Consider the following 14,566-nt stretch of genomic DNA (forward strand, 5'->3'; position numbering starts at 1 on the left):
TTGCACTTAAAAGCAGCTAAATTGCGGTGTTTAAGACTTAAAAAACGCCAAATACTGAAAATAGATGTTAACCGGGGCTTCTTTTGCCTTTTTTTTCATTTGGTAAATTTCTTAATATTTACAGCTAAACGACAACTGTCATCCCGCTGCTTGTTAGCGGGATCTCTTGTTAGCGCCGCGGCGGTATGACGTAGGGAAACCTTTCTTGGGTTAGCTATAAAACTAATCAGCATCTTGTTTAGCACATACAAATTAAGTTTTTCAATATAGTGCTAAACCTTGCAAATCTGTTATAGCTACTTCTTTCAATTTAGTGAGGGGTTTTGACAGTACACATGCTCTTTCACTAGCTATCAACTTAAATACCACAGAAGTTACAATCGTTTTAAGTATCACAGAAGTTACAATCATTGCATTTATATTCTGTGCTTTAACATTTACTCTACTTTCTATTGGAAGCTTTATCCCCCCTACATCATTACGTACAGCAGTATGATTTATTTCATTTTCAGTTCCACTACTATTCTGCAACAAGATATCCCTATTAACTTTTGTTTCAACATTTTTGTCACTACTACCATTGTTAAAATTTAATCCCTCATCTCTTCTACTTTGTCTTTTTTGTCTTTTTTCTTTTAATTTTAATTCAGTTTCTCTTTTATCAAGGGTAGGAAATGGGATGTGAGTTTTTTCCTGACCATCTTGATTTATAGCTCTTGTTATATTGAAAACTTCGTTGCTTTGACATGATATTGTATCAGTAAGTGGTGTGTAGATTTTTTCTTCACTATCTTGATATTTTATAGTTATTGTTGCATTAAGAATGTCTTTCAGAATATCGTTTTCTCTAGCTATGTCTAAAATTTTTGAATAACTTTGCGATCATGTAATGCGGCAAGTAACTTATCAGTTACTTTTTGATTGTTTTGATGTTTTATAGTTATTGTTGCGTTAAGAATATCTTTCAGAATACGGTTCTCCTTAGAGATTTTTAAAATTTCTTCAATAGCTATACTATTTCTACGCAGTATAGCATAAGTAAGTGGTGTGTAAGTCACTTCCCGGCTCTCTGAATGTTTTATAGTTGTTGTTGCGTCAAGAATGTCTTTCAGAATACCGTTTTCTTTAGCTACTCTTAACAATTTCTCAACAGCTATACTATTTCTATGTATAGCATAAGCAAGTGGTGTAAAAGTTGATTCTTTACCCCGATGTTTGCTTACTTCCATAGTAAGAACCCTTTGTTTTTTCTCTTTAGATATTTTTTCTAGTTCTTCAGCAATGCTACTTTTTTTGCCTTTTATTTTTGATGCTAATTTTAAAATACTTTTTTCATCTTTCTCTTTCAATTTCGAATCATTTACCTGATAAGTCGTTTTTTTCTCAAGATCTTTTTTATTGCACTCAACATAACATTTCCTCTCTTCGTGGTTATAATATTTGCTTTTATGAATCAGTTGTGTTGATAATGTATTAATTGCATAGTTAAAACACTGTTTTATAAAGTAAAATTTTAGTAGACCACCTTACAAGAACGTTTCTTGCTAATTCTGAATCAGAAAAAAGACACAGTAAAGTCATTTGTAAGGGAAGAACGAAACTTGTAGCTAGCGTGAATCAGATTTACCGACAATTTGAAAAATGAAAACTCGTCATCCCGCTGCTTGTTAGCGGCTAAGAGACACCGCGGTGGCATGACGATAAGGTTCCAGTGTCAGCTACTTGAGTGACACAGTTTTTGCTTAAACCCGTAACGTTCGTACATTTTGCTAAAAGTTCAAATATCAACATCATGCACGTTGAGTGCATTGCTATTAATAAAATCACGGCGTGGTTCAACTATATTACCCATTAGTATTGAAAATATGGAATCAGCTTCTTCACAATCTTTTATTTCAACCTTCAATAAAGTTCTAGCCTCAGGATTTAACGTAGTATCCCATAGCTGATCAGCATTCATTTCACCAAGACCTTTAAATCTCTGCAGAGTTAAACCCTTTTTACCATAGTCCATTATTATTTTTGCAAGCGTACTTGGAGAAGTGATTCTTATTTCAGTTTCTTGTGACTTTAAAAATGAATCACCATTAAATAAATTACTTATATCATCAAGCAAACTTAATATGTTTTGCATATCTTTGCCTTCAAGCATACTAAGTGCAAATATATATTTGTCTGCCAATCCTTGAAATAATTTAGAGATGTGAATTTCTTTTTCTTCATCTTTTATTTCTACTTCCCAAGTATATTCGCTGTACATTAACTTTAAATATTTTAATATTTCATTAGCAGATAACAGTGCATTCTTTTTGCTTAAAATTAGCAATGACTCTAAGAGATTTTGTGGTATTTCTCTATCATAATTTTTGCTAATATTAGAAATGCTAACGCATTTATTCAAAATAAGGCGCAAGTCGTTAAATTCTGTAGCTGTACTACTTAGTGTTAATCTTTTAACTGCTGAGTTTATTATATACTCTTCAAAAGTTTCATCATCTTTAATATAAGTGTCTTTAGCATTCTTTGTAACTTTATAGAGGGGCGGCTGTGCTATGTATAAGTAGCCTTTTTCAATAACTTCACGCATGTGTCTAAAAAAGAAAGTTAGAATCAAAGTTCTGATATGTGAACCATCAACATCTGCATCTGTCATGATGATAATTTTATGATATCTAGCTTTTTCAATATCGAAGTGTTCACTCCCTATTCCAGCACCAATTGCAGTAATTAAAGAGCCTATTTCTGCAGATGAAAAAATACGATCTAAACTTACACGTTCTACGTTTAGAATTTTTCCTCTTAAGGCAAGCACTGCTTGTGTTTTACGATTACGCCCCTGCTTTGCAGTACCACCTGCTGAATTACCCTCTACTATAAATAATTCCGATAACTCAGGGGCTTTTTCCTGGCAATCAGCAAGCTTTCCTGGCAGAGTTGCAATATCAATATTGTTTTTGCTTTTAACTAACTCTCGTGCTTTTCTTGCGGCTTCTCTTCCTTTTGCTGATCTGATTGCTCTTTCTACTATACTTGCTGCCAATTTGGGATCAGTTTCAAGGATTGTGCTCAATTTATCAGAAACTATGCTCTCCACAACTGTACGCGCTTCAGAACTAACTAGTTTATCTTTTGTTTGTGAAGAAAACTTAGGATCAGGCATCTTGAGAGATAAAACACAAGTTAAACCTTCTCTAACATCCTCTCCAGTTAAATTTACTTTTGCTTTCTTTAAAAACCCTTCATTAGTTGCATAGTTATTGATACATCTAGTTAGTGCAGATCTAAATCCTGCCAAATGCGTACCACCATCTCGTTGCCTTATATTATTCGTGAAGCATAACATATGCTCATAGTAGGAATCATTCCATTCCATCGATATTTCCAAGCTGATGCCAAGATCTTCTGCATCTCCTTTCATACTGGCAATTTTAGTTACATGTGTCTTATTCTTATCTAAGTACCGCACAAAATTCGCTGTACCAAAATTGTCTTTAGATTGATTGCTCTGATTAAAATGAGATTCTGTATATGGTTCATTGTGCAGATCACGTAAAGTAATGTCGATATTTGAATTTAAAAATGCTAATTCTCTTATACGACTTTCAAGCGTTGAGTAACTGAAATCAATGCCATTAAAAGTCTCTGTTGATGGCATGAACGTGACTTTAGTTCCTCTTTTGTTTGTATTTTCGTTGACTACCTTTAAAGGTTCAATAGATTCACCACTTTCAAAACGCATAAAGTGTTCTTTCTTATTGCGCCAAATAGTTAATTCCAACCAGCTTGATAATGCATTCACAACTGAGATTCCAACACCATGTAATCCCCCAGAAACTTTATAGGTATTACTGTCAAATTTACCACCAGCATGGAGTTGAGTCATTATTACCTCTGCTGCTGATATTCCTTCTTCTTCATGAAGGTCAGTTGGAATGCCACGACCATTATCAGTTACAGATACTGAACCATCTTTATTTATGCTAACTTCAATTTTATCACAATATCCAGCTAAAGATTCATCTATTGCGTTATCAACAACCTCATATACCATGTGGTGCAAGCCAGATCCATCGTCAGTGTCACCAATGTACATACCTGGACGTTTCCTTACAGCATCAAGACCCCTTAAGATTTTTATTGCATCGGCATTATAACTATTTTCCATTAGATTGCTTCATTTATACACGTTAATTGATGTTACATTCAGATATACTAGTTAGCAACATTTTTAAACTGATAACCCATGTTAAAAGCACAACTTTACGAATGTTTATTTTTGAAGACAGCAAATAGTGTCATTCCAATGCGTCCTCCCGGTGGAGATTAAATTATAATGCTCATGCAGTTGCGTAATTAACAGAAAAATCTATAATTCAGTTTACGTATTTTCTTATCTCAGCCAAAATCTTATCAGATTGACTTTCGTCTGAATTTAAATCAGCTGCAAAGTGTGTAACATATCTTCCTCCAGGGCCAATAAGATATATTATCGAAGAATGGTTGATTTCTTCTTCTCCGTCTACTTTGCTTGCATATACTTTATATTTTGCAACTACTTCGTCTATTTTTTCTCTTTCACCAGTTAACATTTGTATTCTATGGTCAAATTGCTGCTGAAATTCTTTAAGTCTTTCCGTGCTATCGCGCTCAGGATCAACTGTGATGAAGAATGTTTGTAGCTTGTTGTTAGTTTTCTCATCTAACTTTGCAAGTGTTTCTGAAATTATCCCAAGGTTCATAGGACAAATTCTTTTACATGAGGAAAATCCAAAGAAAATCATCATGTATTTATCTTTAAAATCACTACTGCGCAGGATCTGTCCTTCCTGATTAATTAAAAAAAAATCTCCGCCTATCTTAACTTCCGCGTTGTGTGGGGCAAATATGCCTTTTTTAGTGAAATAACAACAACCTAAAAAAACAACTGCTAATGCTGCTAGCACATTAGATAACAATCTTATAAACCTTACCATTAGAATGCTCTCAGTAAAATCAAATTGTATCTTTATTGGTTAACCTATTCAATATATTTATCCCAAAGTGTATTGTTAATTTTGTCTAACAGTTTCTTATGTTCATCAATTTCTTCACTATTTGGTGAATGTTCTCTGGGAGTTAGATTACGCACTTTATGCTGAACGAATGTAGAGTTACTGTCCTGATTGCATTCATTATCAAACAGAAAGGTTTGTAACCCTCCTGTAAGTTCAACATATACCTTTGCAAGCAATTGAGCATCAACTAGTGCTCCGTGCAATTCTCTATTCTCTAGCGATATATCAAAACGCTTACATAATGCATTCAAAGAAGCAGGCGATCCTACGAATTTTTTCCTCGCAAGAGGTAATGTATCTAGCACTCTATCTGAGGAAATTAACCCAGCATTCAGCTTGCTTAACTCCATATTAAGGAACTTAACGTCAAATTCAGCGTTGTGAATTATCAAAATATCGTTAGATATGAAGTCAAGGAATTCAAGTGCAACATCTGAAAATAGTGGTTTATCTTCTAAAAATTCTTCACTAATACCGTGAATCTTAAACGAGTGATAAGGTATATCTCTTTCTGGGTTAAGGTACCGATGAAATACTTTACCTGTTGGAATACGATTAATTAATTCCACACACCCTATTTCAATAATTCGATGACCAGATCCAATGTCAAGACCTGTCGTTTCAGTGTCAAGTACTATTTCGCGTAGCTTGCTTTCCATGGTTAACTCTAAATAAAACTAATTTTACTTATTATTTGTCTTATCATCATTTGTCTTTTTATAGTTAATAGAAACAAGCAACCAGCTTGGGTCTGATGAATTAACATTTTTTTTGAATTGCCATACATCCCCAACTTTATTAATGGTGGATGTACTACCTGATATGATATCCCCTTCATTGTTCTTAACGAAGTTAATTTGCTCTGAAAGGAAATATACTGCAATAAACACTGTGTTTTTTACTAGCTTTATTTTTAAAATCTTTTGTGAAACGATAGAAACAATTATAGACTCGTGCACCTCTTTACGATGTTTAATCTTCTCTACGAAGTTGTTGTATAAATCTTTATCCAAGAGAGATTTTAACTGGAACAGATTTCCTTGATTAAAATATTTTATTATTAATTCAAAAGCTATGCTTGAACCTTCTATAAAGTGGGAAATAGAAAAATCTTTGTTTTTTTTTAATATTTGTTCATAAGTAACTTTTATTGAATTTTCATCATTGCTATCAATGTAACCCTCAATGTTTTCTACTACATCTTCTTTACTTCGGCTTACATCCAATACACTAGTTAGCTTTTTTAGATTGAGATTGGCTGACCTTCCTAAAGAATTATACAAACGTGAAAAAATGAACGCCGCTAATAAAGTATATATTACAAGCTCTATCATAGTAACTCAACTCCTTGGCATATAAAGTATCCGAACATTATTAATTATTAATGAAAATATGTTTTTCATATTAACTTATAATCAGGTTTGCTATTCGTTTGTAAATGAATATATTATATAAGAAAGTATTAAATATCTCAACTTAATTAAAGGAGACATAAGAAATGCAACAACAAAAAATGAGAATTCACGGTCAATATGTTAAGGATCTATCGTTTGAGAATCCGAATTCGCCATTCCTTCCTTCAAATAAAGCTCCCGATATCAATGTAATGGTTAATATCAATTCAGCGAAATTAGAAGGAATGGAAAACAAAGAAAGAGTAAATGAAGAAAAATCTTTTCATGAAATTACTTTACATATAGAAGTCAGAGCAACGATAAAAGATGAAGGTATAAAAGATGGCGTAGCTTTCATTTGTGAGACAAAATATTGTGGCATTTTTTCAATAGAAAATTTTAAAGAATTGAGTACAGAAGAAGTAAGACAAGCTTTGTTTATTGGTGGCCCTACTTTTCTTTTTCCTTTTGCGAGAGAGCTAATTGCAAGAGTTACAAGTAGTGGTGGATTTCCCCCACTAATGCTAGATCCTATAGATTTTGAAACTATGTACGAGCAGCAAAGTCAACAAAAAAGAAGTAACGGTAGTAATTCCAATTTTAACTAATATAGTGTAATATATAGCTGAAAATAGCTGTGCTACTGAGGTACCAAAGGAGAAAGTATCTGAAATGAAGCAGAATATGTGTAATGATTTTGAAGGTAGTCTATATGTCCACCAGTGCACACCGTTTTTGTCATCCCAGTGCGTGACACTGGGATCCAGGTATAGAAGTGTTTGCAAATCATACAATTTGCAGGGGATCCTAGGAACATATGTCAAAAACAATGTCTATGATGAAATAGGCTGGATTCCAGCGTCACGCGCTGGAATGACATCATTAGTTGATTTTTCACTTAAAAACGGTTATGCAGGATGAATAATTCTTTAAACGCAAAAACGACTTTAAATATTGACGGGAAGTCATACAACTATTTTAGCCTAAGTAGTGCTAGTGAATTTTTAGGAATAGATGTAACTAAATTGCCCTGCTCACTTAAGGTTCTGCTTGAAAATTTATTGCGCAATGAAGATGGAGTAAACGTAAAGCTGGATGATATAAAAATACTAGCAAGTTGCGTTAATAAACACGCTAATCATGAAATTAGCTACAAGCCAGCAAGGGTGTTGATGCAAGATTTTACAGGGGTTCCTGCTGTCGTCGATTTAGCTTCTATGCGGAGCTATGTCAAGAGAAATGGAGGCGATCCAAGCAGCATAAATCCGTCTGTGCCCGTTGATCTTGTGATCGACCATTCTGTTCAAGTAGATAGTTATGGAAGTGTTTCCGCATTCAGTAAGAATGTTGAGCTAGAAGTAAAAAGAAATTTGGAGAGATATCAATTCTTAAAGTGGGGAGAATCATCCTTCACAAATTTTAGAGTAGTACCCCCAGGTACTGGAATTTGCCACCAAGTGAATCTTGAGTATTTAGCGCAAGTTGTATGTAATAAGGATGGGATTTTGTATCCTGATACTTTGGTTGGTACGGATAGCCATACTACGATGATTAACGGGTTATCAGTCCTTGGTTGGGGTGTTGGAGGCATAGAAGCTGAGTCTGTGATGCTTGGTCAACCAATTAGTATGGTGATTCCAGAAGTAGTTGGATTTAAATTAATTGGCAGACTGCCGGAAGGAGTAACTGCGACTGATTTAGTGCTGACGGTTACCAATATCCTAAGAACAAAGGGTGTTGTTGGTAAGTTTGTAGAATTTTATGGTGATGGTTTGGATTATTTATCTTTGGCAGATAGAGCCACTATAGCAAACATGGCCCCAGAGTATGGCGCAACTTGTGGATTTTTTCCAATTGATCAGAAAACGCTAGATTATTTAAGCTTAACCGGAAGGCCAGAAAAGCTAGTTGAGGCTTATGCGAAAGAGCAAGGATTGTGGCGTGGCAATAATGAGTTAGCATTTTTTGACACACTAGAGCTTGATTTATCAAGCGTGAAGCCAGTAATGGCTGGGCCCAAAAGACCACAAGATAAGGTTTTTCTTTCACAAGTGGCAGAGTCTTTTTCTAAATTATTTTCAGTTAACGAATCAAAGGAAAGTGATAAGCTTCAAGATGGAAGTGTAGTTATTGCAGCAATAACAAGCTGCACTAACACCTCAAATCCAAGTGTAATGATTGCTGCAGGTCTTGTAGCTCGTAATGCAATTAAACTTGGATTAAAATCAAAGCCTTGGGTTAAAACTTCTCTTGCTCCAGGGTCACAAGTTGTAACAGAATATTTAGAAAAGTCTGGATTGCAGGTAGATCTAAATGCTTTGGGTTTTAATCTAGTTGGATATGGTTGCACAACTTGCATTGGGAATTCTGGTCCACTAAATAGTGATATAGAAGATGGCATTAAAAACAAAAATTTAACCGTTGCTGCAGTTTTATCTGGTAATCGTAACTTTGAAGGAAGAATTCATCCGTTAGTCAAAGCTAATTACTTGGCATCTCCGCCGCTTGTTGTTGTTTATGCACTTGCAGGCACTGTACGAATTGACCTGACAAAAGATCCTATATGCAAAGATAAGAATGGAAGTGACGTATACCTCAAGGATATATGGCCAACAAACAATGAAATCGAAGATTGTGTTAAAAATGTGGTAACACGTGAGATGTTTATACAAAAGTATAAGGATGTTTTTTCTGGTGATAAACATTGGCAAAAGATAAAGTGTGAAAAAAGTGAAATCTATAATTGGGATGCAAACAGCACTTACATACAAGATCCGCCCTATTTTGATAATTTATCACCTAAAAATAATAAAATCGATATAAAAGGTGCACAAATATTGGCAATGTTTGGCGATAGCGTAACCACTGATCACATTTCCCCTGCTGGAAATATTGCCTCAAGTAGTCCTGCAGGTATATATTTAAAAAATCTTGGAATTGAGCCACAGGACTTTAATTCGTATGGGTCTCGTCGTGGTAACCACAATGTAATGATGTGTGGAACTTTTGCTAACATTAGAATAAAAAATGAAATGGTAAGCATCGAAGGCGGCTATACAAAATATATTCCTTCTCAAGAAACTATGTCGATTTTTGATGCAGCAATGCGTTACAAAAAAGAAGCTGTTCCATTAGTTGTTATTGCAGGAAAGGAATATGGCACAGGTTCAAGCAGAGACTGGGCAGCAAAGGGTACTGCACTACTGGGAATTAAAGCTGTGATTGCAGAAAGCTTTGAGCGTATACATAGGGACAACTTAGTCGGTATGGGTGTTCTTCCACTTATATTCCAAAATGGAATAACCAGAAAGATATTTGATGGTAGTGAGATAATAAGCATAAAAGGTGAAATAGTGCCAAGTGGAAATTTAGAATGTATCATCAAAAGAAAGGATAGTTCTGAACAATCAATTCAACTCAAATGCTGTGTACAGACTGCAACTGAGGTTAAATACTTGATGGATGGTGGAGTGTTAAGCTACATACTTCTCTTGACTTAGTAAAGTTAAGTAAGTACTAGACTTCTTTTAGCCAGCCCTAGCCCTTTTATAAATAATGATTTGTTCTACGCGAAGTTATGATATAATTTTGCCTTACATATAGTAAAGGTGTTTTATAGATAATTATGATTACCTCTATACAAGAACCTAATGAACTAAAGAAACGTTTACAAGGATTTTATCGTACTGATGAAAAAAGCTATGTACGTTATCTTGTAGAAAAAGCAGAGCTTTCAGCCGATTCAAAAAGTAGAATTTATAATATTGCAAAACAAGTTATTGAAAAAATCAAACACAATAAATTAAGTATTGTAGATTCCTTTATGCAGCAATACTCGCTTTCCAATGATGAAGGAATAGCATTGATGTGCCTTGCTGAATCGCTACTTAGAATACCAGATGATTATACAATAGACGAAATAATCAAAGATAAAATTGCCAATCAGGAATGGAATAAATATTTAGGGCACTCTTCTTCGTTGTTTGTCAATGCTTCCACATGGAGCTTGATGATAGGTAGCAGTATATTGAGAGATAATGAAGGCGATTCGAAGTTCTATTACGCAATTTCTAAGTTACTTAAGAATTTAGGAGAACCAATCATTCGCAAAGCAGTAAAACAAGCAATGTCTATGCTTGGTAATCATTTTGTTGTTGGAGAAACCATAGAAGAAGCTTTAAGGTATGCAAAACTAGATGACAATAGTAAGTTTCTATACTCTTTTGATATGCTTGGCGAAGCTGCTCACACAGCTGAAGATGCAGAAGAGTATTTTAATTCATACATGTACTCAATAAAGGCTATAGGTGAATCCACTGAAATAAATGATTGTTTTAAATCGCATGGAATTTCAATCAAATTGTCTGCGTTACATCCATGTTATGAATTTGGTCAATTCGATAATATAGCTGAAGAGTTGAGAGCTAAACTGCTAGAGCTTTGTCATGAAGCAAAAAAATACACCATTTCATTATGCATAGATGCAGAAGAAACAGAAAGGCTTGAAATGTCCTTAATCTTGTTTAAACAATTACGGCTTGATGAATCACTTTCTGAGTGGGAAGGGCTTGGCTTGGCTGTACAAGCATATCAAAAACGTGCTTTGTCTGTTCTTGACTTTGTAGAGGATGTTGCTATTCGATCAAATCATAAAATTATGGTCAGACTTGTAAAAGGTGCATATTGGGATTCAGAAATCAAGCGTACGCAAGAATTGGGATTAAATGATTACTCAGTATTTACAAGAAAAAGCTATACTGACGTATCTTACCTCGCGTGCGCACAGAAACTTTTGAGTAAACCAAACAGCTTTTACCCATGCTTTGGAACTCATAACGCCTATACTTTTGCTTCTATCATGGAGCTTGCTGATAAAAATCATCCTGGATTTGAATTTCAACGTTTACATGGCATGGCAAAAGACTTATATGATTATGCAATGTCAGAGCTTGCAACAAATGTTAGCTGTCGTGTCTACGCACCAGTTGGTAAACATAGTGACTTGTTGCCTTATCTTATAAGACGCCTTCTTGAAAATGGAGCTAATAGTTCGTTTGTTAATCAAATAAATGATTCTAACATTAAAATTGATGAGTTAATTTCAGATCCACTGGAAAAAGCTATAAGTTTCAATTATGAATCTCATCCAGGCATTCCATTACCACAAGATATTTTGGGACCTGAAAGAAAAAATTCTTTGGGAATGGATATTAGTGACTCGGTGATAGTTTCACAATTTGCAGATGATATAAAGAGCTTTAGTGAAAAAAAATGGCAAGTTGGGCCAATAATTGACGGACAGTCACTTTTTGATGATGCCAAATTTACTGAAGTGGTGAATCCTGCACATTTAGAAAATGTAATTGGAGAAGTGTCAAATACAACAAGTGCTCAAGCTTTAAACGCTCTTGAAATAGCACATAATGCTTTTACTAAGTGGCAGAATGTTTCAGCAGAAAAGCGCGCTAAATGCCTTGAAAAAGCTGCAGATTTGCTTGAAGAAAGGATGAAAGAGTTGATTTACATTCTGATCATAGAAGCAGGAAAAATTTTATCTGATGCAATAGCGGAAGTAAGAGAGGCAGTGGATTTCTTACGTTACTACGCAACGATAGCAAAAAATGAACTGAGCGACTGGAAAAAATTGCCAGGTCCAACAGGTGAAGATAACTTCATCTTTTTTGAAGGTAGAGGAGTTTTCCTGTGTATATCACCGTGGAATTTTCCACTTGCTATCTTCATTGGGCAGGTTTCAGCTGCACTTGCAGCAGGTAATGTAGTGCTGGCAAAACCGGCAGAGCAAACGCCGATTATTGCCTACGAAGCTGTTAAGATACTACATGAAGCTGGGATACCAAAAAATGTGTTACACCTCATTCCTGGGGATGGTGGATATTTAGGCAAAATATTAGTTCCAGACAATAGAATTGCCGGAGTAGCTTTTACTGGCTCAACACAAACTGCTCAAATAATTAATAAAATGCTTGCAGATAGGGATGGGCCTATTGTGCCGCTTATTGCTGAAACAGGAGGGCTCAATGCTATGATTGTTGATAGCTCCGCTCTCTTAGAGCAAGTGACTACAGATGTTGTACTTTCTGCGTTTCGCAGTGCCGGCCAACGCTGTTCTGCACTTAGAGTGCTGTTTATTCAAGAGGACATAGCAGAGAAGCAGATAAAAATGATATGTGGTGCAGCGCAGGAGCTAAAGATTGGTGATCCAATGCACTTAAGTGCCGATATTGGGCCAATCATTGACAAAACGTCTCTCGATGTGCTGATCCAACATACGCAAAAAATGTCAGAGGACGAAGATTCAAATCTGTTATTTAAAGTACCCATGGATACAAATTCTCATAATGGTTGTTTCTTTCCTCCATATATTTATGAGATACAAAAAATTTCGCAATTAAAGCAAGAAGTATTTGGGCCTATTTTGCATATCATACGTTTTAACAAGTCACAATTAAATGAAGTTATAAGTGATATAAACAATACAGGATATGGGCTTACATTTTCTTTGCAGAGCCGTATACAAAATCAGATCGATTTAATAAGCAAAAAAATATCAGTTGGAAATGTCTACATCAACCGTAACCAGATAGGTGCAGCAGTTGGGATACAACCATTTGGTGGTAGAGGACTATCTGGCACTGGGCCAAAAGCTGGTGGTCCTCATTATTTACAGCGTTTTTCTACAGAAAAAGTTGTAAGTGTTAACACTACAGCATTCGGTGGTAACACCACACTTATGTGTTTGGATTAATTTGCAGGCCATAATTTTTCTTACTCCTAAACTAGACGTTCGTGCAGACAGCGCTAAGATCCGAAAAGGACCAGTTCATGCACTATGACCTTACTCAGAAAAAGTAGAGAGGAAGTTAAGACGTTTTTGAAGTAAAATAGAACGTTTTTTCAAAGAGGTGTAATATGGGAAACAGAAGGGAATATACAATAGAGTTTAAATTGGAAGCAATAAAACTAGTAAGAGAAACAGGTCAACCGTCAGCAAAAATAGCAAGAGATTTAGGCATGAGTGGAGATTTATTAAGCAGATGGGTAAGAAAATATAATGAAAAAATGTCAGGAGTAGATGCATTTCCAGGCAAAGGAAAGTTAGCTACTTATGACAAAGAAAGGTTTGACTTAAAGAAAGAGTTAGCAAGAATAACTAGGGAAAGAGACATTTTAAAAAAAGCCCTGGGATATTTTGCCAGCCAAAAGGAGTAAAATATTCTTTTATAAAAGAGCATAGAAGCAGCTATAAAATACAGGAGTTATGTAGGTTTTTAAATGTATCTGCTTGTGGTTATTATAAATGGGTTGCTCAGGAGAAAAGCAATAAAGAATTAGCAAGAGAGGAGCTTCTAGCAGATATTCAAAAAATATATCAAGCATCACAATGCAGGTACGGAGCTCCTAAAATCCATGCTGAACTAAAAGCTTTAGGCAAAAATTATAACATCAAAACAGTGCAAGATGTAATGCAAAAAAATGGCATTTAAGCTAAGCTTAGAAGAAGATTCAAAACTAAAAAACAGCAAACAGACAGTAGGATTATAGCTCCAAATATCCTGGATCAAAATTTTACTACGGACCAGCCCAATAAGGTATGGGTAACTGATATTACTTATATAAAAACCAAAGAAGGCTGGCTATATTTGGCAGCAATAATTGACTTATATTCACGTATGGTAGTTAATGAGTAGTCCAATGGATAAACAATTAATTATAGATGCTTTATTTATGGCTGTTAATAAACGCAAACCCGCCAAAGATCTACTGTTTCATAGTGATCAAGGGTCACAATATACTTCTAAAAAGCACCAATTCTTATTAAATAGAAAAAATATTATCTCTAGCATGAGTCATAAGGGTTGTTGTTATGATAACTCACCTGCAGAAAGCTTTTTCAGCTCACTCAAAAGAGAGCTACTTATTGATCCTTCACAACACTCTGCTCAACAATCTAGAACTGCCATATTTGAATACATTGAAATTTTTTATAATAAACAACGACGTCATTCTACTATTAACTATTGCATCCCTGAACAATTTGATGCATCATTTTCATGACAAAAACGTCTTAACTTCCTCTCTACTTTTTCTGGGTAAGGT

At 34.9% G+C, this 14,566-nt stretch carries 10 protein-coding genes and 2 pseudogenes; 5 read left to right on the forward strand and 7 right to left on the reverse strand.

The features are described 5' to 3' along the window. Window positions 1–261: 261 nt before the first annotated feature. From OZD70_RS00895 to OZD70_RS00920, 7 genes and pseudogenes are all read right to left on the reverse strand, one after another. Window positions 262–534, reverse strand: coding sequence for a hypothetical protein (locus OZD70_RS00895; protein WP_275020260.1), 273 nt, complete (start codon window positions 532–534; stop codon window positions 262–264). Between the two features lie 279 nt (window positions 535–813). Continuing rightward, window positions 814–864 (reverse strand): annotated as a pseudogene (locus tag OZD70_RS06070) (hypothetical protein); the annotation flags it as partial. Next, entirely contained in the window at window positions 858–1,349 is a 492-nt protein-coding gene (locus OZD70_RS00900; RefSeq protein WP_275020262.1) for a WD_0033/WD_0034 family tandem repeat-containing protein, read from the reverse strand. The gene OZD70_RS00900 and the pseudogene OZD70_RS06070, both read right to left, overlap by 7 nt. Window positions 1,350–1,777: 428 nt before the next feature. After that, on the reverse strand, window positions 1,778–4,165 hold the full coding sequence (gene gyrB / locus OZD70_RS00905) for a DNA topoisomerase (ATP-hydrolyzing) subunit B (protein ID WP_275020264.1): 2,388 nt from the start codon (window positions 4,163–4,165) through the stop codon (window positions 1,778–1,780). 208 nt (window positions 4,166–4,373) lie between these two features. Next, a complete protein-coding gene (locus tag OZD70_RS00910; RefSeq protein WP_275020266.1) occupies window positions 4,374–4,973 on the reverse strand; it encodes an SCO family protein in 600 nt (199 codons plus the stop codon). A gap of 44 nt (window positions 4,974–5,017) precedes the next feature. Continuing rightward, a complete protein-coding gene (gene dnaQ, locus OZD70_RS00915; RefSeq protein ID WP_182183616.1) occupies window positions 5,018–5,713 on the reverse strand; it encodes a DNA polymerase III subunit epsilon in 696 nt (231 codons plus the stop codon). Between the two features lie 24 nt (window positions 5,714–5,737). Then, window positions 5,738–6,388 (reverse strand): Tim44/TimA family putative adaptor protein, encoded by a 651-nt coding sequence (locus OZD70_RS00920; RefSeq protein ID WP_275020269.1) that lies wholly within the window; start codon window positions 6,386–6,388, stop codon window positions 5,738–5,740. Window positions 6,389–6,552: 164 nt separating this feature from the next. Here OZD70_RS00920 and secB point away from each other — a divergent pair, with 164 nt between their 5' ends. From secB to OZD70_RS06075, 5 genes and pseudogenes are all read left to right on the forward strand, one after another. Beyond that, window positions 6,553–7,056 (forward strand): protein-export chaperone SecB, encoded by a 504-nt coding sequence (gene secB, locus OZD70_RS00925; RefSeq protein ID WP_275020271.1) that lies wholly within the window; start codon window positions 6,553–6,555, stop codon window positions 7,054–7,056. Between the two features lie 76 nt (window positions 7,057–7,132). Continuing rightward, a complete protein-coding gene (locus OZD70_RS00930) occupies window positions 7,133–7,369 on the forward strand; it encodes a hypothetical protein (protein WP_182183612.1) in 237 nt (78 codons plus the stop codon). After that, a complete protein-coding gene (acnA, locus tag OZD70_RS00935; protein WP_275020273.1) occupies window positions 7,366–9,948 on the forward strand; it encodes an aconitate hydratase AcnA in 2,583 nt (860 codons plus the stop codon). The genes OZD70_RS00930 and acnA overlap by 4 nt, the downstream gene beginning before the upstream one ends. 125 nt (window positions 9,949–10,073) lie before the next feature. Continuing rightward, window positions 10,074–13,214, forward strand: coding sequence for a bifunctional proline dehydrogenase/L-glutamate gamma-semialdehyde dehydrogenase PutA (gene putA / locus OZD70_RS00940; protein ID WP_275020275.1), 3,141 nt, complete (start codon window positions 10,074–10,076; stop codon window positions 13,212–13,214). A 164-nt stretch (window positions 13,215–13,378) separates the two neighbouring features. Then, window positions 13,379–14,524 (forward strand): annotated as a pseudogene (locus OZD70_RS06075) (IS3 family transposase). Window positions 14,525–14,566: the final 42 nt, after the last annotated feature.

Origin of the sequence: Wolbachia endosymbiont of Drosophila tsacasi (assembly GCF_028982115.1) — a bacterium.
GTDB lineage: Bacteria > Pseudomonadota > Alphaproteobacteria > Rickettsiales > Anaplasmataceae > Wolbachia > Wolbachia pipientis_B.

Coding starts and splice junctions, on each gene's coding strand:
- gyrB (WP_275020264.1), bottom strand. CDS start 4,165: ATGGAAAATAGTTATAATGCCGATGCAATAAAAATCTTAAGGGGTCTT.
- OZD70_RS00910 (WP_275020266.1), bottom strand. CDS start 4,973: ATGGTAAGGTTTATAAGATTGTTATCTAATGTGCTAGCAGCATTAGCA.
- dnaQ (WP_182183616.1), bottom strand. CDS start 5,713: ATGGAAAGCAAGCTACGCGAAATAGTACTTGACACTGAAACGACAGGT.
- OZD70_RS00920 (WP_275020269.1), bottom strand. CDS start 6,388: ATGATAGAGCTTGTAATATATACTTTATTAGCGGCGTTCATTTTTTCA.
- secB (WP_275020271.1), top strand. CDS start 6,553: ATGCAACAACAAAAAATGAGAATTCACGGTCAATATGTTAAGGATCTA.
- OZD70_RS00930 (WP_182183612.1), top strand. CDS start 7,133: ATGTGTAATGATTTTGAAGGTAGTCTATATGTCCACCAGTGCACACCG.
- acnA (WP_275020273.1), top strand. CDS start 7,366: ATGAATAATTCTTTAAACGCAAAAACGACTTTAAATATTGACGGGAAG.
- putA (WP_275020275.1), top strand. CDS start 10,074: ATGATTACCTCTATACAAGAACCTAATGAACTAAAGAAACGTTTACAA.